The organism is Pseudomonas sp. RA_5y_Pfl1_P24 (assembly GCF_963970945.1).
GTDB lineage: Bacteria > Pseudomonadota > Gammaproteobacteria > Pseudomonadales > Pseudomonadaceae > Aquipseudomonas > Aquipseudomonas tritici.
The window spans coordinates 1-19,667 of the sequence record NZ_CAXAOJ010000014.1; the positions used below are offsets into that span (position 1 = coordinate 1).

10 protein-coding genes and 1 pseudogene are annotated in these 19,667 nt (G+C 52.2%); 3 read left to right on the top strand and 8 right to left on the bottom strand.

Annotated features, from left to right (window positions below; genetic code table 11):
• Window positions 1-270 precede the first annotated feature (270 nt).
• The 3 genes from AACY30_RS21765 to AACY30_RS21775 all read right to left on the bottom strand — a co-directional run bounded on the left by AACY30_RS21765 (window position 271) and on the right by AACY30_RS21775 (window position 9,041).
• Window positions 271-1,212, bottom strand: coding sequence for a diguanylate cyclase (locus AACY30_RS21765; protein WP_339470563.1), 942 nt, complete (start codon window positions 1,210-1,212; stop codon window positions 271-273).
• Entirely contained in the window at window positions 1,209-6,500 is a 5,292-nt protein-coding gene (locus tag AACY30_RS21770; RefSeq protein ID WP_339541130.1) for a PAS domain S-box protein, read from the bottom strand. The genes AACY30_RS21765 and AACY30_RS21770 overlap by 4 nt, the downstream gene beginning before the upstream one ends.
• Before the next feature lie 78 nt (window positions 6,501-6,578).
• On the bottom strand, window positions 6,579-9,041 hold the full coding sequence (locus AACY30_RS21775; RefSeq protein WP_339470561.1) for a GGDEF/EAL domain-containing response regulator: 2,463 nt from the start codon (window positions 9,039-9,041) through the stop codon (window positions 6,579-6,581).
• A 622-nt stretch (window positions 9,042-9,663) separates the two neighbouring features.
• On the opposite strand from AACY30_RS21775, the gene AACY30_RS21780 reads away from it, so the two are divergent.
• Entirely contained in the window at window positions 9,664-10,716 is a 1,053-nt protein-coding gene (locus AACY30_RS21780; RefSeq protein WP_339470560.1) for a GGDEF domain-containing protein, read from the top strand.
• A gap of 497 nt (window positions 10,717-11,213) precedes the next feature.
• Here AACY30_RS21780 and AACY30_RS21785 read toward each other — a convergent pair whose 3' ends face one another.
• A complete protein-coding gene (locus AACY30_RS21785) occupies window positions 11,214-11,639 on the bottom strand; it encodes a hypothetical protein (RefSeq protein ID WP_339418566.1) in 426 nt (141 codons plus the stop codon).
• A gap of 456 nt (window positions 11,640-12,095) precedes the next feature.
• On the opposite strand from AACY30_RS21785, the pseudogene AACY30_RS21790 reads away from it, so the two are divergent.
• A pseudogene (locus tag AACY30_RS21790) lies at window positions 12,096-12,866 on the top strand (IS630 family transposase).
• A gap of 375 nt (window positions 12,867-13,241) precedes the next feature.
• Here AACY30_RS21790 and AACY30_RS21795 read toward each other — a convergent pair.
• A complete protein-coding gene (locus tag AACY30_RS21795; RefSeq protein ID WP_339470559.1) occupies window positions 13,242-14,855 on the bottom strand; it encodes an ATP-binding response regulator in 1,614 nt (537 codons plus the stop codon).
• 292 nt (window positions 14,856-15,147) lie between these two features.
• On the opposite strand from AACY30_RS21795, the gene AACY30_RS21800 reads away from it, so the two are divergent.
• On the top strand, window positions 15,148-15,771 hold the full coding sequence (locus tag AACY30_RS21800; protein ID WP_339418564.1) for a response regulator transcription factor: 624 nt from the start codon (window positions 15,148-15,150) through the stop codon (window positions 15,769-15,771).
• 16 nt (window positions 15,772-15,787) lie between these two features.
• On the opposite strand, the gene AACY30_RS21805 is transcribed toward AACY30_RS21800, so the two are convergent.
• The 3 genes from AACY30_RS21805 to AACY30_RS21815 form a co-directional block, all read right to left on the bottom strand.
• A complete protein-coding gene (locus AACY30_RS21805; protein ID WP_339541131.1) occupies window positions 15,788-16,594 on the bottom strand; it encodes a TolC family protein in 807 nt (268 codons plus the stop codon).
• A 235-nt stretch (window positions 16,595-16,829) separates the two neighbouring features.
• Window positions 16,830-18,662, bottom strand: a complete 1,833-nt coding sequence (glmS, locus tag AACY30_RS21810) for a glutamine--fructose-6-phosphate transaminase (isomerizing) (RefSeq protein ID WP_339470557.1) — start codon at window positions 18,660-18,662, stop codon at window positions 16,830-16,832.
• Window positions 18,663-18,672: 10 nt separating this feature from the next.
• Window positions 18,673-19,440: a DeoR/GlpR family DNA-binding transcription regulator gene (locus AACY30_RS21815; protein WP_314562196.1), complete on the bottom strand. Its 768-nt coding sequence runs from the start codon at window positions 19,438-19,440 to the stop codon at window positions 18,673-18,675.
• Window positions 19,441-19,667 lie beyond the last annotated feature (227 nt).

Below are 19,667 nucleotides of genomic sequence, written 5' to 3' on the forward strand. Positions count from 1 at the left end.
GGTACAGATACACTTTTTCGACTTTGGCATCGGGTCGCATCATGGCGAGCTGGCTCCTGAGGGAATCGGGAGCACAGCATCCGGGATCAGATCAGCGCTTTGAATGTGGGGTTTATGGAGCGCTTACTGTACGATACGCAAGTTAGTCATCTACACCGCCAACTTGCCCCCGGTATAGTTTATGTCGCTTAACACATTACGGCAGCAAAGAGGTACTTCCTACTCTCCTATTGACAGGATAGACGTTTAAACCTTTTTACGAGTTAGAGACTACTTAAGCTCGATGAAGCTAAGCCTGTTACGCCCGGCCTGCTTAGATTTATATAACTCTTTATCAGCTGCGTTGAGCAACTCCTCAGCCAAAGCACCCCGAGTCGGAATTGTCGTCCCAATACCTATACTGACAGTCACAATTTCATGGGCAGGTGAGTCAACATGTTCGATACCCACTGCGCGTACTGCCTCAAGCATCGCTTGGGCGACACTTATAGCTCCGGTAACGTCCGTATTTTGCAAAATACAAGAAAACTCTTCACCCCCGTACCTTGCGACCGAATCGTAAGGCCGTCTAAGAGCATGTTTTACCGCATTGGCAACTGCACGTAGACATTCATCACCCTTTTGATGGCCGTAGTGATCGTTGTATAGCTTAAAATGATCAATATCGATCATCAATATTGAAATGTATTGCCCGTATCTTGCGCACTGCAGCCAATCACGCTGTAGGTTTTCATCGAACATTCTGCGATTGTGAATTCCTGTAAGACCATCTGTCAGCCCAATCGTTTTCAGCAAGTCAGATTGTAACTTCAAGGCTAGATGAGCTCTAACACGTGCAATGATAACCGAGGACCTGACAGGTTTGGTAATGAAGTCCACCGCGCCTAATTCGAACCCCAGTTCTTCGTCGGCCACCTCATCCTGGGAGGTCAGGAAAATTACGGGTATATTGCGTGTGTCTTCGCTGGCTTTAAGGCTACGGCATATGTCATGGCCTGACATGCCAGGCATCAATACATCCAGCAGTATCAAATCCGGGTGTTGTGTTTGGCATTTGAGGAGGGCCTGTTTACCGTCCATCGCCATAATAATTTCGTATTCAACTTTTAATAGTTCGTTTATTAGTCGAATATTCACAGGCTGATCGTCGACCACAAGAACTTTTGGCTTGAATCCCCGAGTGGCGACTAGCTGATTGAGAAGTTCTTTCATTTGTACTTTTCCGTAAGTAAGTGTTTGATCCTTTCAATCGCCTCATAGAACTCTAGGTCTTGGATCAGCTTAACGAGACTAGTAATCGCGGCCCGTTGGGAGATAGGGGTATGCGCTTCTAGCTCAGCGACATCGTCCAACGCTCGCATATCACCTGCCACCAGGGTTATCAAAAGATTCTCCAGCGAAGCAATACTTCGTTCTGATGACCAAAGCGACTCGTCTCGCCCGTCAAGCAAATTTGAAATGTTCTCAGCATCAAAAGCACTCTGCAACTTTTCAATGCTGTCCCTCATCAAATTTCGGAGCACAGAAATTCCATCAGAGGGCAGCCCTAGCGCAGGCTTGTTCGGCGGCGATTGCCTTGCTAAGGCCTCCCATTCGCCCGCCTGTTTTGCTAGCGCTGTGGCTCCTACCGTTGCAGCGACACCTCTAAGTGCGTGCAATGTGTCCGCAACACTCGTTGCATCAAAAATCTGAGCGTTTTTTTCCAGCTCAGCGAGCAGACGTTCACACTCATCGCCAAAACTGCTTAGAGCCATGGCGTATACGTCAGCCCGTCCTCCGAGGCGGAGTAAAATTTTGTCAAACGGTTCGATTAAGTTATTTTGATAGAAAGGCGATGATTGGTTCGCCGTCAACAGGGGCTCACGCTCTCTCCCAGTCAGCTGTTGTAATACGGAAATAACTTCGGCCATATCGATAGGTTTGCCTAGATGCTCGTTCATGCCTGAAGCGAGGCAGAATTCACGATCAGCAGGGGATGCATTTGCAGTCATTGCGACAATGGGCAGTGACGCAAAGTGAGCAGTGGACCGAATACGGCGAGTAGCTTCCATGCCGTCGATATCCGGCATTTGTACATCCATGATTACGACATCAAACTCGCCTTGTTCGTGGATGGCAAGTTCGACGCCTAGGAGTCCGCAGTCTGCTAGGGTCACTTCAGCGCCTTCTGCACTCAGCAACTCACTGATCACTTGTCGGTTAAGCGCATTGTCTTCAACCACGAGCAGGCGTAGGCCTTCAAGTGCCCCAGCCGTAGTCTGTACTCCTTGAACAATACCTGAAGGACCTGACACCCCTAATGAATATTCAATGGAAGCGTAAAGTTGTTGAGGGGTAACCGGTTTGGTAAGAAAGTCCTGAAATGGTGCGTCTTGATCCTTGACCGCGTCAGCCAGTTCTTCGCGGCCAAATGCTGTCACCATAACAATCACCGGAGGCTTTGGATGATCCGGGATATTTTTTATTAATCTTGCCGCTGTCAAGCCATCCATATCGGGCATTCGCCAATCCATAATCACGGCATCGAAGAGGACGCCCAGAGAGATGGATTGATTAACCAACTGAACAGCCGCGCAGCCTTCACTGACAAAAACGACATCCCAGCCGAACGCTTCAAGTGCCTGTACCAAAATCTGGCCTGATAAAACGTTGTCATCAGCAACCAATACGCGACGCCTGTGCTCAGTGAAAATCTGAATGGACGTGAGCGGCGCGGAATCATCAATAGCAAGTGCGATATCAAACCAAAACGTGCTGCCTTTTCCCAGCTCGCTGTCAATGCGTAGCTGACCTCCCATCATCTGAACCAGGCGCTTGCTGATTGCCAGGCCTAAACCAGTACCACCAAAGCGTCGGGTTGTGGAGGTTTCCGCTTGCGTGAACTCTTCAAAAATTCCGCTAATCTGTGATTGGCTTATACCTATACCGGTGTCCGCAACAGAAATGCGCAACACGACCTGCTCGTCATTGCGCGACAGTTCGGTTAGTTTCACCACAACATGCCCCTCAGGGGTAAACTTTATCGCGTTGCCCGCTAGGTTAATCAAAATTTGCTGTAAACGAAGTTGATCCCCAATAACAGCACTGGGGAGTTGAGGGGCAACATCAAATAGCAACTCGACGCGCTTATCGGCAATATTGCCTGACAGGATAACCGCCAGGTCACGCAGGAGTGTTTCAAGGCTGAATGGATGCTGCTCAAGCTCTAGTCTGTCCGCATCCATTTTCGAAAAGTCGAGGATGTCGTTCAGAAGACCGAGAAGCAACTCAGCTGCCGTCTGGGCTTTCCTCGCATAATCGTCTTGTCGTCTATCCAACCCACCGTTGCGCAGCAGCTGTAGCATGCCCAGCACCCCATTCAAGGGGGTACGGATTTCGTGGCTCATGTTGGCCACGAACTGGCCTTTGACTTGGCTGGCTTGTTCTGCGCGCTCTATAGCGCCACGCAGTTCGGCCTCAACCTCCTTGCGCTCAGTAATATCCAGGTTAATACCCGTTATACGTGTGGCTTTGCCATCTTGGTCGCGCTCAACGTAAGCACCTGCCTGCACATAACGAATAGAACCGTCAGGCCGGAGCGCTCTAAAAACGGGATCATATTTCCCGTGGCCCTCTATTGCAGCAAGTAAACTGGTCTCAGTCGCCTCTATATCTTCTGGGTGTATACGCGATCGCCAATGATTGTAGAGTTGATCACCACCCTTCAAGTCTCTAGGCGTTGCATAGAGGCTGAACATACGGTCATTCCACTCCATCAGATCTTGCGCGGGAATCCAACTCCATATCCCTAGCTGCGCCGCCTCTGCGGCAAGCAAAAGTTGATCACGTGCAGCAGCAAGCTCACGTCGATGTAGTGCTTGCTGGGTAATGTCGGTGGCGATGCCCAGATAACCCGTGATGCATCCCTGAAAATCGCGCATGGGAGTAACGATTAACGAAACGGTTAGATGCTCACCATCTTTGCGCACGTAAGTCCATTGCCTCACCTCAGCGCCAGCGACTTCGGGAATATGCACAAAAACGCGGAATCCTTCAATGACTTGATTAAACTCTTTGGTCAGTACCTGACCACGAGCTAAGATCTCATCCTGAAGATGAAAGTTGGCGGGCGTCAAAAAGCCTAAAACTTCGCTCGCCTTATAACCAAGCATATTCTCAGCGCCCACATTGAATACGCTAATGACGCCAGCTCTATCAGTTGCGATAATCGATACTTCTGATGCCGCTTGCAACACAGTGTGCAACAACAAATGCAGTCTCGACACTTCTTCATCGGCAGCGCGTCGATGGGTGATGTCGATGCACAAGGCAATATAACTGTTTATGCTGCCGTCACTCTCAATGCGGGGCGCAATAACGGTATCAAACCAACACAGATTGCCCTCGCACGTACGATTGCAAATTTCGCCACGCCACGCTTTGCCCTCTTGGAGCGTGGACCACATCGATTGCCAGAATGATTCGGGATGAACGCCCGACTTAAGTAACTGGTGAGTCTTGCCCAGTAACCCATCTCGCGCAAAACCGTGAGCGTCACAGAAGCGTTCGTTCACATCCAGAATCAGGCCGTTTGTATCGGTTAAGGAATAAAGTAGCTGCTCGTTTATAGTTTGCAATAACAGGTCGTTTTCACGGAGTGCCTGTGCCAGTTTGAGGCGGCTCTCGGTGATCTCGGACACGTCATGTGCTATCACAAAAAACCCTTTAACGTCACCTTGGACGGTGTCCGGGATGTAATGGGTAAGCGAATGTCGGATCTTTCCATCTGGTCCAGGGATCGCTCGTTCGAAGCTCTGCGGTTCTCCACGCAGCACAGCCGCTATATAACCGCGATTGGCGTGAAATAACTGTTCACCCAATACAGCCTGCATTGAACGTCCCGGTAACGTCTCTGGATCGAGCCCAAACCAGACCTGATAAGCATGATTGGCGACGCGGTTGATGAGTTGCGTATCCCAATAGCCAATCATGGACGGGACGCCATCCAAAACGGTGCGCAACGCGCGCCGTGCGCTCTCCAGCTCAGAAGTACGTTTTTGGACCTCCCCCTCAAGCCAAAGATTACTTGCCAATACCTGCGCTTCAGCTGCCTTTTCTATAGTGATGTCGCGGATGGTCTTGCAGGCTCCTATAATGTTGCCTACGGAGTCGCACATTGGGGATACGGACACAGACACATGGATCAGATGGCCGTCCTTATGTTGCCGAAGGGTTTGAAAATGCTCAACTGCATGACCGCCTCGAATACGCTCTAAGATGTTTATTTCCTCATCTTGAAGATCTAGAGGTACGATCAATGAGCAAAGCAACTGACCCGTTGCCTCAGGTGCCGTATAGCCGAAAAGATGTTCCGCACCTTTGTTCCAGCCGACTACCGTACCCGAGAGTGTTTTTACAATAATGCCATCAACTGAATTCTCTATCACGTTGGCAAGTTGTAGTCTCGCCATTATCAACAGCTCCTTGCGGCGCTGGGTATTGCTCCATAACAAGGTAAACGCAGCAATGAATAGGCTTGTCAATGCGCCACTCAAGGCCAAAGCATTCACCGACATCAAAGGAAGTGTGTAAATGAACTCTGGATAAATACTCAGTTTGAGTTGCCATTTCCGGCCATAGACCTCTTGTGTGACAGAGTAGCTGTCGATGGCTCGCGCTAGATTTTCTGGCGTCACGGTTGAGTAAAACACTACTGGTTGACCCGGTGTTGTTTGATCCTGCAACTCTAAACCTACGTGCGCAAGATTGACTCCGCTGTCGCCCAGCACGTCCTGCATCCTGAGAACAGCATAGCTCCAACCATAGGCTTGGTCTATTTTTGCTGCTTCTGTTTCAGGCGTTTTAGCTGTGCGGTAAATCGGCATCAAAAAAAGGAAAGATTGATTGGGCTGGCCGGTCGCTTGAACCAACGTGATTGGACCGGTCAGCGTTGCTTTGCCACTGAGCATAGCGCTTTGTGCTGCCGTCTTACGGTTGGCCTCCGAAGCGATGTCCAGGCCAATCGCTGGTCGGTTCAGTCCGGACGGTTCAATATATTGGATCACATATCTCTCTCCTTCATTTGGGGAGAGCTCTCTGATCGAAAAATCAGGCATGCCGTCGCGACGTGCTGCCTCTAGAAAACTAGCTTGCTCAGGACGAGGGACTCGTCTTATAAACCCAAAACCAAGCGCACCGGGAAACTCGCTGATAAGGTCGCGACTGTCGCTGTAACGCTTGAACTGCTCGCGTGTGACTGTTTGCTCGCCTTTCGTGAGCACCGCACCTCGCGCTCCTCGAAGGCCGTACTGATAAAGCTGGAGCTGGGATTGAATGGCTGAAAGAGCCCTCTGAGTGGCGTCAACCATTGCCTCATGTGTAGTAGCTTGGTTGCGCTGTGAAGCCCATAAACAAAGTGCCGCTGTGAAAAGCACGCCGAGAATGAACAGCAGAGCGGGCAATGTCCCGAGGGACAGACGCCTCTCTGATGTTATCGCACTTAAGTCAATAAAATCGGACATTCATTATCCTTAACTTATGACAAACAGCTTAAAAACTTATGCTGAACTGGTCTTCGGGTCGTCGCGTTTTCTGGGCATTTAACCAAGTCCTCGGAACAGTAATGCCTCAAAATCTAGCGAGGGAATCGGTCTTGCATATAAATATCCCTGCATTACCTGGCAGCCGAGAGCAAGCAGTGCTTGAGCTTGAACTTCTTGCTCAACCCCTTCTGCGACCAGTCTGAGATTGAGACTTTGCGCCATCTGAATTATCGCCTCCACAATCCCAGCATCGCTGCTGTCTATCAGCATATCGCGCACAAAGCTTTGATCAATTTTGAGTACGTCGATTGGGAAGCGCTTGAGGTAGGCGAGACTCGAATAACCGATTCCAAAGTCGTCAAGTGCAATAGAAACTCCCAGCGCCTTTAAATCAAACAACGAATCACGAGTGCGTATCATATTGCTGGCAAACACGCCCTCGGTGATCTCAAGCTCCAAAAGTTCTGGAGCAATACCTGTCTCTACGAGCACGGCCTTTACTGAGTCAACGAAGTTGACCTCTTCCATCTGCACCAAGGAGACGTTAACGGCAATAAGGATGGGAAAGCCCTCTGCATGCCACCTGACACCATCCAGGCACGCTTGGCGAAGCACAAAAAGACCGATAGGCACTATAAGTCCGGTTTCTTCCGCCATCGGTATGAATTCAGCTGGAGAAACCAGTTGACCATCAGCCCGCCTCCAGCGAACTAAGGCTTCCGCTCCGATAATAGTCGAGTGCTTGGCATTCACCTTAGGCTGGTAATAGACCTCAAACTCCTGATTTTCTAAGGCAACACGCATTTGCTTTTCCAGCAGGTGGCGAGACCGCAAGGTATCTTCGATTTCCGCGCAAAAAAACTGGAAACGATTACGACCATCCTGTTTGGCACGATACATGGCCGCATCTGCTTGATGATGTAGAGTCGCCATATCATCGCTGTCATCAGGGAAAAGGCTTATGCCTATGCTCACAGTGAGATTGAAACGGTTACCTTCTATCCAATAAGGCTCTGACAGCAAACCAAGCAAATATTCTGCTTTTGACGCGACGTCTTCAACTTTCTGAATGTTATGTAATAGAACTATAAATTCGTCTCCGCCTTGGCGGCTGACCGTATCATTACCGCGCATGCTTTTTTTAAGCCGGGTAGCGACTTGCTGGAGCAGTAGATCACCGGTCGAGTGACCGCTCGAATCGTTGATGCTTTTAAAGTGATCCAAATCAAAAAAGAGGAAGGCGACCCTTCCGCCCACGCTCTTGGCGTCGCGAATCGCTTGCTCAGTACGGTCGCGCAGTAAAATCCGATTTGGCAGGTTGGTCAGTGCATCATGATTTGCTAAATGCGCCATCTTGATAGCCAACGCCCGAGCTTCACTAACGTCATGGAATACGGTAATTGCGCCTGTGAGCTCCTGATCCGAAGCGAAAATGGGTGCCGCGGAGTCCTCAATCTCTATTGTGCTGCCATCACGACAGACCAATCTAGAACTCAATTTCATACCAACAGTTCGTTTTTCGCGTATCGCAAGGCGAATTGGATTTTGCAGTTCGAGCCCAGTACTGGCTTCACGCAGTGGCATCACCTTCTCGATCGCTTGACCAAGCGCGTCTGCGCCCCTCCATCCCGTCATCTCTTCAGCGATCGGGTTCAAAAAGCTTATCAGCCCCTCTACATCGGTTGCTATGACGGCATCGCTAATTGAATTGAGGGTAATTCGAATACGCTCCTTTTCACGAAATAGCGCCGTCTCTGCACGTTTGCGGTCCGTGACGTCAGTGATCAGCAGCAGAAAACCAGCATCACGATTTTCGACATCGCGGTAAACCACGGAAGCTTGACCGTGCAACATGTCTCCGTCAGGGCGGATTAGACTGATATCGAAAGACGTATTATCTCCCTTAAGCTCTGCGTCAAGATGCCGTTCAATGGCAAAAAAATTGGTTTCTCCTAATACATCACAAAGGTGCAGCCCCGCCATTTGGCTGCCGCGCAGACCAAACCATTTGCCGCCCGGATCGTTAGTAAACACGTTGCGCAGTTCTTTATCCCACTGGGAAATAAAGGCGGGCAGGTTTTGAACTACGTTTTCCAGACTTCGTCTTGCTTCGATCAACTGCTTGTTCTTTAACCGCAGGACCAGGTGCATTTTGATTCGGGCGCGCGCGATGGGAATATTCAGCGGCTTGTTCAGGAATTCAACGCCGCCCATATCAAGCGCCTCAATCTGTCGAGTATCTTGGTCGTGCGCGGTAATGAAGATGATAGCAACGTCTTTTGTGGCGGGATCGCTTTTGATAGCTTTACATACAGCAAATCCATCCATGCCAGGCATTTCAATGTCGAGTAGCACAACATCAGGCGGTGACCTCTTTACTATTTCAATAGCCGCCAGCCCCGATGTGGCAAATATAACTTTTCCAAGACCACTAACCGTGTCTCGGATGATCCGGACACTCATAGGCTGATCATCGACAATTAGAATAGTTAACGGCTCTAGCTTGAGATCGTCGAGCAACTTTTTATCCCCACATTTGCCCCTCTATACGCCCGCGCCTTTGGGCTATCGAACAGATAAGGCAGGTCCAACTCCTTGACATCGCATCTCAGCAGCCACTCAGCTTCAGCAGGGATGAAATGTGTTTCCTCCACGATAGCAGATCAAATCGAACTGTCATTCACGTTTCCTTCTGCCTCCTATGCTCTGAAACCCCATGGTTGCCCGCATTTCAAAATTGAACCAAAAACCTTGCAGGAAAAGGGTAGCCGTCCGAGGAACACACGGTCTTACAACGCCGCTTGTGGCATGGAGTCCATCTAGATTTAAACGGAAGCGATCATAAGCATGAAGCTATTGGGAGAAAGTGCAGGCCCGACTGGCGGAGCGGCCCCGAGCCCCCAAGAAGAACCATCAGCGGGTTGAACAGCGCGCCGTGGGCAACGCACACGACGTACCCTTCGCGTCTTTTCCGGGCCCCCTTTCCCGCTAAAAAGCGGCCAGTAGCCACTAGACAACTGATGCTTAGCCTCGTACCTTAAACCTGAAGGCCCTGCGAAACCTTTTTTACGCCTCATTTGCTGGCTTGAGAAAGCCAACCTAAAAAACCGACGTATACCCGGATATTGAGGTAACAGGTTTGATGCAAGGGACACGCTCTGAAAGCCTACCCAAGCGCGACGCTCGACCAGAATTTTGGCAACTTTCCATGCGTTGCTGCCAATTGGCGGGCAGCGTAGACGTTGCGTTTTTTTTCATTTTCCTCATTCTGGGCTCACCCATTTTGGCGTGGATAAACGTGGTCAGCGTGGCCATGTATGTCTATGCCTATCACGCGTTCAAGCAACGACGAAATCAGTTTGCAGTTCTCCTTATACGTATTGAAGTGCTTGTGCACGCTGGGCTGGGCACAGTTCTGGTCGGCTGGGGAAGTGGTTTTCACTACTTCTTGTTAATGTTTATTCCGGCCCTGTTCGTCAGCATGCGTGCCCGTAGCGCCTGGATATACGCAGGCTGCCTTTGGGCTTACTATGTAGGCTTAGATGTACTAATGTGGTTCGTAAGTCCTCTGCAACCCATCTCCTCCAATGCCCTGTTGGGTGTGCATGTTTTTAACCTGACAGTAGTTTTCTGCATGTTCAGCTATCTTGCGTTGTTCTATGTGATCACGGTAACCCGCGCTCACAAGAGCCTGGCGCGTATGGCAACGACGGACTCATTAACCGGGTTATTCAACCGTCGGCACATGATTGCTCTGACCGAGAAAATTTTGGCACGGCATCATAGACGTCCCCGCAATCTCACCTTGATGTTGATGGATATAGATCACTTCAAGCAGGTCAATGATCTATACGGTCACGATACCGGTGATCGTGTACTCGAGGCAGTGAGCCTATTACTCAAATGTTCAATGCGAGAGCAAGACTTTATCGGACGCTGGGGCGGCGAAGAATTTCTCTCCATATTGCCGGATACGGATTTTAGCAATGCAACTGATAGCGCAGAACGTATACGCAAGGCGGTCCAGGCATTGGAGATTGACAGCAATGGCAAAAAAGTAAGCGTAACTCTCTCTATTGGTGTCACTCAATATCGTGCTGATGAGGTTCTCAGCAACGCAATTGCAAGGGCGGATTACGCGCTCTACGAAGGTAAGTTAGCGGGACGAAACAGGGTAGAGGTAGCCGAGGCTTAGGTATCAGCTTTTAATCGAGTTCTGACAATAATCATCTCCAGCGCCTCGACGCAGCTATAGTCGGACGCGCTGAAGGCATATCGCGGAAAATACTCCACGCCATCTCGCTCGATGGAGAGGCTAACCAATAAGCCATTAGGCAACTACTATTGAAAACATCAGCATACCTCCGGTAGAGCACTCACTGTCAGCTATCAACGGCAGGAATGACATCCGCAGCGTAGCCGAAAATAACGAAGAGCTATTTCACTAACGCCACAGTAGAGGTGATCAGCCTATCTATCCGGATGAGTTTTGAAGAATGACATACAAATGCTGGTACAGATTTAAAAAGACTGCATACAGATATCTATCTGTTATTGCTGACACAGAGTTGACCCGTCTGCCAACTTGACGTTGCCCCATAATCACTCAGCCCAAAGTCAAGCCAACATTTAGGCAGCCAGGTCAATTCTGCATAAGCGGCCATACTCTTACACGGTTCAGTCCGATTTATATTACTCAAGGCTCCAATAATCAACAATTCCCTTATTGGTAAATGTCACATAAAAACGATCACCATGAATCTCGGTATTACCATTGGCTTTACCAGCTACTTTATTTACACTCGATACAGCTGCTGAGGTAGATCTTCCCATGGCTAATGCGCTAGAAACAGAGCCAGCCCCGGGGATATAACCAACCAAACTTGAAACATCGCTCAAGGTACCACCTTTACGGTAGACCCAAGTTGTTCCGTTGCTTGACTTTTCATTACTATCAGGAACGCCATATAGGCGTTGAACGTCGGCTTGCGTGGTTTTACCCTCAATTATGTGGGATTCGACATAGCTGGTGCTATATTTGTCATCCGTCGTCATTCCGGCACAACCTGCTAGCGTCAGAGCGCCCAGTAGTATTAAAGCTTGTTGAATCTTTATCATTTTCTTGCCTCACTAACAGAATTGATAATTATGGAATTGACCCATATGCCGACTTGTCGTTGCGCCATAAGTCCCCCCAAAGTCAGACGGGCTAACGCTTTAGGGGCAGCGGAATTTCGACAGCTGGGTCAATTCTGCATCAGTGGCAACAACGTTAAACTAATCCTACCCCTGAGCGCCTTAATCCTTCATAAAACACATCCGGTAACTATGAGTACTTCATATTAAACTCTTTGCGCCTTTGGCACTTTTAGTGAGCAGACGAAAGCATTCGCACGATAATGGTGACTCCAGCCACGAACTTCTATAGTACAGATGAGCTATTGAACTAAGACATGCCTGAAAAATTGACTAAGCATAGACGCCTTAGGTGCGCACTAGTGTGCTGTTCGCGAAATAAATTACTGATTAATTCGTCTACACTTCAAACGTCACCCCTGCCTTGGAGAGCTGACAGTGAGTGCTCTGGACATCACGCTTAGCCCCGAAGAAAAGGCCGAACTGAAACGGCGCGTTCGCTCTGCGACTCTCCCCCAGAGAGAAGGCCGTCGAGCACGCATTATCCTGCTGGCTGCCGAGGGCGAAACCCGGGACAACATCGCACGGCTGACTGGCTTTTCCTGCCCGACGATTCTGGCCCCGCCGGACAAGGCTTTGGTGTTGTGTTGCGATGAGAAAAGCCAGGTTCTAGCGCTGGAGCGGACGCAGCCGGGCTTGCCTTTGGGCATCTGTCATATCCAGACTAAGTCCCATGATTACACCCGACACGGCACGGTCACTTTATTCGCCGCACTGGATTATCTTCAGGGCAAATTGATCAGCAGCATCGAGCGTCAGCACCGGCATCAAGAGTGGCTGGCCTTTCTCAAGAAGATCAATAAAGAGACGCCCAAACACCTCCAGCCACACCTGATCGTCGATCACTATGCGACGCACAAGCATGCGGCAGTGAAAGCCTGGCTGGCGAAACATCCTCGCTTTCATATTCATTTCACGCCGACCTCCAGCTCATGGATGAACATGGTTGAGCGCTTCTTTCGAGACGTCACGGTGTATCTTCGCGACGGCAGTTTTACCTCGGTTCGCGAGCTGTAAAGCTCCATTACAGCGTTAATGGCGTTACGCAATGCTCAGCCGACCCGATACGTTAGGAACGCAAAGGGAGAGGATATCTTGAACAAAATCAAGCGGGCGCGTGAGGCACTTGAAGCCGTAGCCAATAAGTAAATTATTTCGAAAACAGAACATTAGCGTCTGGGCATGAGGTGAATAGTCGATGAGGGTCAGGCAGTCCTGTTTATAACCTACTACGTAAAAAGCGTGTCCCTACCAACATGGAGAGGTTTGACATAATTATCCGCCATCAGAAAACCACCGAAACTACAGCAGCTATCTGCTGGGCTCAGGCTCATGAACTGACTGACACCGGGCTGCACTGCGTCTCCGGCGGCGCCGATTTCACCATCATGCCGGTACCCGCATTGGTGTGATCAAACCTGATCCGATCTGCATCTATCCATTCCCTGATGTGCCTCCACCGTCAGACATTCGCGGGCCGTTTGTTGGTTTATGTCCGTTGCGCCCTGACCAGCAGCACTCAGGTCAGGACGTATTCACCCGCCTCTCGTGAAGCGACAACAGGTTCAGGCGCAACTCCGAAGGGCGCAGCGGCTTGGAGAGCACGGACACTTCGGTACCCTGCATTGATTCAATGACCACTTCCACCTCCCTCCCGGTAAGGATCAAAGCCGGTACATCCCAGCCGCGGGCTGCTCTGATACTCGCAATGCAGTCAAGGCCATTGGCCTCGGTGCCTAGGTCGTAATCGGCTACGATAATGTCGCAGTCGGTGGTCAACCCTTCAACAGATCGGGCGACCTGGACTTCGCATCCCCACCTTTCCAGCAGCGCGGCGGTTGCCATCAGCACATTTTTGTCGTCTTCCACCAGGCAGATCCTGACGCCCTTGAGCAGGCTGTCGCCCAATGTTTTTTTGCGGGCCGGTTTTACAGGCGCGCTCACCTCTTCAAGCCCATGGATAGTAACTGTCGTGCCGCGGTCAACACGGGAATTGATATCAATCTGTACGCCAAGAAGCTGACTGAGCCGCTTGACGATGGATAGCCCCAGCCCTACGCCCTCAACGTCCTTATCGCGAACATGGCGAATCCGATAGAACTCGTCACAGACTTTGGGCAGATGTTCAGCCGCGATGCCTCGCCCCTGATCATGCACGCTGATTGACAAGCTACCTTTGTGGCGACGTACACCGATCAGCACCGGGTGCTCGGGGGCATACTTGAGTGCGTTGGACAGAATGTTCTGCACCATCGTGGCAAGCAGTGTGGCATCGACTCTTACCCAGCGCCGACACGGCCGGACTCTCAGTTCCACGCCGGCCCATCGGGCGGCAGCCGTGTTTTGCTGAGCTATTTCATTGAGCATGTCACCCAGGTTGACCACGTCTGACTTGGCCGAAACCTTGCCGCTGTCCAGCGTGTATATATCCAGAATCGAGCGAAACAACTGCGATACGTTGTGCAGGGAACGATCGATGTTGTCGACCAGCTGACGCTCATAGTCACCTAGCGGGCTTGAACGCAGGCACGCGGTAAACATGCCGATCGAGTGAATGGGCTGGCGCAGATCGTGGCTTGCCTGGGCCAGAAAACGCTCTTTTTCGCGGTTGGCAACGGTTGCCTGCTCCGATGCCTGGCGAGCCAGCACCAACAGAATGTGGGCGTAGCCAGGCACCAGAATCGTGATAGCGACCAGCATCAGTACCATGAATGGTTGCGCTTGCCAGTACGGCGTCAATTTATAAATGATCAGTATGGCCAGCAGCGCCAGCGACGCAGCAATCGACAGGTAACGCGAGCCAAAGCGCATCCCATTGCCCAGGGTCACCCAGACCATCACACTGAAAATCGGCAGCGTTGCCTCTCCGCCTACGACCAAACCGACGGAAATTGCGGTGTAGTCATGGACCATCCCGAATACAAGGCGGACCGGAAAGACGCCGGGGAACCTGGTGATGTGCTGGCGCAGGATCAGAGATACCACCAGAAAGCCGGCATAGTAGAGAATGATCGGTTGATACTTCGCTATGTCGAGCCCAGGCAGGAAACCTAACAGCGCCACGTAGGTGACCGCGAACGTCGCCACTATCAGCCTCAGATTCGCCTGATCCAGTTCAGCGTTTTTCCGGTATTTCATCAAGGCACCTCGTTTTACTGCGGACTCGTTCCGCTCGACGAGCGGCTAGTGGCTATCGCTCACATACCCACTTTCGCTTTCTACTCCAGATCGAGCGCGGTAAATGCTTCTCCCGTGCCATTTTCGCGATAACTTAATTAACTTGGCGACCACCATCATCTGACTAGGGTCATGCGAACCTGCTCTTCCATGATGTCGAGAGCATAAATAATCACTCTAGATTTTTCTCACAGGCGATACGCATTGCGCCTATCGAGTATGATGACCCGACTTAAAATTCGGAAGCAGAGGCATGGCGTGCAGAATCATAGTGGCTGACGACCACCCCCTATTTCGTGAAGGCATGTTGCGTACCATCGAACGTCTGTTGCCAGAAGCTATCATTGAGCAGGCAGGCAATTTCAATGAAGTGCTGACCTTGGCACGCTCCGGTGAAGAAGTTGACACTCTGATTCTGGACCTGCGCTTCCCCGGACTGGACTCGATTCACACCATTGCCAAACTGCGCAATGAGTTCCGACGTACCTCGATCATCGTGGTCTCGATGATCGATGACCCGGAAACCATCTCCCAAGTCATGTCGAATGGTGCTGATGGCTTTATTGGCAAGAACATCGATCCACAGGAAATAACCGACTCTATCGTCTCTATCCGACAGGGCGACGTCGTCGTCAATTACAAGTCCGCAGGTTCGCTTTTCAACGAATCAGCGGTTAACGCACTAAGCCCTCTTACTACACGTCAGAAACAGGTACTGAGTCTGATCGCCGCAGGCAAAACTAATAAGGAAATAGCCAAAGATTTGGGTATTTCCCCCTTTACCGTGCGCATACACGTTTCAAGCCTGTTAAAAGCTCTGGGGGTATCGACCCGGGCAGCCGCTGCAGCGCAGTTCGCTACGCAGGCCATCAAGTAGGCGGCGGAAACAACATTCATTCTCCAATGTTCAGACTGCCAATGTCAGGTGCCAATTGCAGCTTAGCCTTATGCCAGCTTACCAAGGATTCCAAACGTTTCTGCCTCGCTGAGGCCAGGTCACTCTGCGAACGCAGAAGCTCAAGAATACTGCCCTCCCCAGCCTTGTAACGGCCCTGAGCAATGTCATAAGACTTGCTCGCACTCTCGACAAAAAGACGACTGATTGCCAATGCCCGGGTTCTGGATTCCAGCGCCTGCAGACGATATGTCTGCTGGCCGGCGCCAGCATGATATTTTGCGTTAGAGGCTTTCAGGCTGTTGTGCGCGAGACGTTCAGCACTGATTTTGGCTTGCAACAGCGCGGTGTTGGCCTGCACTTGGTAAAAGACTCTGGCGGTGGTAAGCATCGACTTCTGCAATTCTTCAATTCGGCTGCCACTGGCGGCGTTCAGTAACTGGCGGGCACTTTCGACTTTTGCGGCGCGAAGCCCAAAGTCGAAGAGCACCCAGCTCATATTGAGGTCGTAGATGCTGGTACTGGCGTTCAGCCTGGAATTGGCTTCGGAGAAGCCCGGATACCGGGTGGTCTTGGCAGCCCGACCTTTTTGAAACAGCCCTTCCACAGTCGGGTAGTTGGCTGAGTGCTCAGCCTCCATTTCCGCCTGACGATCCAGCTCCGTCAGCCACGCTGTTGCCGCTGATGCAGAATTGACCCTGCTGCCGAAATTTCGCTGACCCAGGCTTCTACTTTGTAAAGCGTTAGCAGGTCTGACTTTGGGCTGAATGCTTGTGGGGCAACGCCAAGTCGGCAGATGGGTCAATTCTGCATCAGCGGCAACATCGAATGACCTATGTATTCGTCCCTAGAGTAGGAAATATATTGAATATTTTTAAAAACCTCTCTTAACGAATACTCAGTGCGTCCCGAGCACGGTGGCCCGGAAAAAGCGTCACCGGCTACTCAATCGGGGGGTCGAATGCGCCAGCGACAGACTTTATTTATTTCCGACAGACTTTATTTCGTAGCTTCGAAGGGCGCTCAAGGCGCGTGCCGTATTACTCCACCGTCACCGACTTCGCCAGGTTGCGCGGCTGGTCAACGTCAGTGCCCTTGAGCACGGCGACGTAGTAAGACAGCAGTTGCAGCGGGATGGTGTAGAGAATCGGCGACAGGGTGTCGTTGATATGCGGCATGTTGATGACGTGAGTGCCTTCAGCGTTGGTCATGCCGGCTTTCTCGTCGGCGAATACCACCAACTGGCCGCCACGGGCACGTACTTCCTGCAGGTTGGACTTGAGCTTTTCCAGCAGTTCGTTGTTTGGCGCTACCGTGACGACTGGCATGTCGTCATCCACCAGGGCCAATGGACCGTGCTTGAGCTCGCCGGCCGGGTAGGCTTCGGCGTGGATGTACGAGATTTCCTTGAGTTTGAGCGAGCCTTCCATTGCCACCGGGTATTGCGCGCCACGGCCGAGGAACAAGGTGTGGTTTTTGTCGGCGAACAGCTCGGCGACTTTTTCCACGATACTGTCCATGGCCAGGGCCTCACCCAGGCGGGTTGGCAGGCGGCGCAGTTCTTCGACCAGGGTGGCTTCAACACCTGCGGCGAGGGTGCCACGTACTTGGCCCAGGGACAGGGTGAGCAGCAACAGGCCGACCAGCTGGGTGGTGAAGGCTTTGGTGGAGGCCACGCCGATTTCGCGACCGGCCTGGGTCAGCAGGGTCAGGTCGGATTCGCGCACCAGGGAACTGATGCTGACGTTGCAGATCGCCAGGCTGGCGAGGAAGCCCAGCTCCTTGGCGTTACGCAAGGCGGCCAAGGTGTCGGCGGTTTCGCCCGACTGCGAGATGGTCACGAACAGGGTGTCAGGCTGGACCACCACTTTGCGGTAGCGGAACTCGCTGGCCACTTCGACTTGGCATGGGATGCCGGCCAGTTCTTCCAGCCAGTAACGGGCAACCATGCCGGCGTGGTAGCTGGTGCCGCAAGCCACGATCTGCACATTGCGCACTTTGGCGAACAACTCGGCGGCTTGTGGGCCAAAGGCGTTGACCAGCACTTGCTTGTCGCCCAGACGACCCTCCAGGGTGCGCTGCACCACGGCCGGCTGCTCGTGGATTTCCTTGAGCATGAAGTGGCGGTATTCGCCTTTGTCGGCGGCTTCGGCGCCGTCGCGGTATTGCACAGCTTCACGCTCGACAGACTGACCGTTAACGTCCCAGATCTGCACGCTTTCACGGCGGATGTCGGCAATATCGCCTTCTTCCAGGTACATGAAGCGGTCGGTGACCTGGCGCAGGGCCAACTGGTCGGAGGCGAGGAAGTTTTCCCCCAGCCCCAGGCCGATCACCAACGGGCTGCCACTGCGGGCGGCAACCACGCGATCGGGCTGGGTGGCGCTGACCACGGCCAGACCGTATGCGCCGTGCAGTTCTTTTACGGTGGCTTTGAGGGCGACCGTAAGGTCGCCCAGGTCTTTGAGCTTGTGATTCAGCAGGTGGGCGATGACTTCGGTGTCGGTGTCCGAAGTGAATACGTAGCCCAGGCCCTTGAGTTGCTCACGCAGCACTTCATGGTTTTCGATGATGCCGTTGTGCACCACCGCGAGGTCGCCGGAAAAGTGTGGGTGGGCGTTGCGTTCGCACGGCGCACCGTGGGTAGCCCAACGGGTATGGGCGATGCCCAGACGGCCAACCAACGGCTCACCGGCCAGGGCTTGCTCCAGTTCACTGACCTTGCCCGGGCGACGCATGCGCTCAAGCTTGCCGGCGTTGGAGAAGACGGCCACACCGGCGCTGTCGTAGCCACGGTATTCCAGGCGTTTGAGGCCTTCGAGCAGGATGGGAGTGATGTTGCGTTCAGCGACTGCGCCTACGATGCCACACATGGTGTTTCTCCTAGATGATTGCCGCGCATATCAGCGTAATGCCGCGGGCTTGGATCTGGTCGCGGGCCTCAAGCGGCAGGCGATCATCGGTGATAAGGGTATGGACGCTGCTCCAGGGCAGTTCCAGGTTGGGAATCTTGCGACCGATCTTGTCGGATTCGACCATCACCACCACTTCACGGGCGACCTCGGCCATTACGCGGCTAAGGCCCAGCAGTTCGTTGAAGGTGGTGGTACCGCGCTGCAGATCGATGCCGTCGGCGCCGATAAACAGTTGATCAAAATCATAGGAACGCAGCACTTGCTCGGCGACCTGGCCCTGGAACGAGTCCGAATGCGGGTCCCAGGTGCCGCCGGTCATCAACAGCACCGGCTCGTGCTCCAGCTCGCTCAAGGCGCGGGCCACGTGCAGGGAGTTGGTCATCACCACCAGGCCGGGCTGGTGGCCCAGTTCGGGGATCATCGCGGCGGTGGTGCTGCCGCTGTCGATGATGATGCGCGCGTGTTCGCGCAGGCGCATCACGGCGGCACGGGCGATGGCGCGCTTGTAGATCGAGATGGGTTGGGCGGCGTCGCCGACCAGTTCCTGGGGCATGGTAATTGCGCCACCGTAACGGCGTAGCAGCAGGCCGTTGCTTTCGAGGGCAGCCAAGTCCTTGCGGATGGTCACTTCCGACGTTTCGAAACGCTTGGCCAATTCGTCCACGCTGACTTCGCCCTGTTCATTGAGCAAGGTCAGGATGTTGTGGCGCCGTTGAGGGGTATTTCGTTTCGACATGGTGATGGTAAGTTTCGTTTCGAAAGATAACGAAGGCAATCAAAACCTATTGGCGAAACGTCGTCAAGTGGGGCGTACACAATTTTTAGATCAACACAAAACCAATGTGGGAGCGGGCTTGCTTGCGAATGCGGAGTGTCAGTCACGGGAGATGTCGACTGAACGACCGCATTCGCGAGCAAGCCCGCGCACATTGGATATTTATCGCTGATCAGCGTGTGGATAAC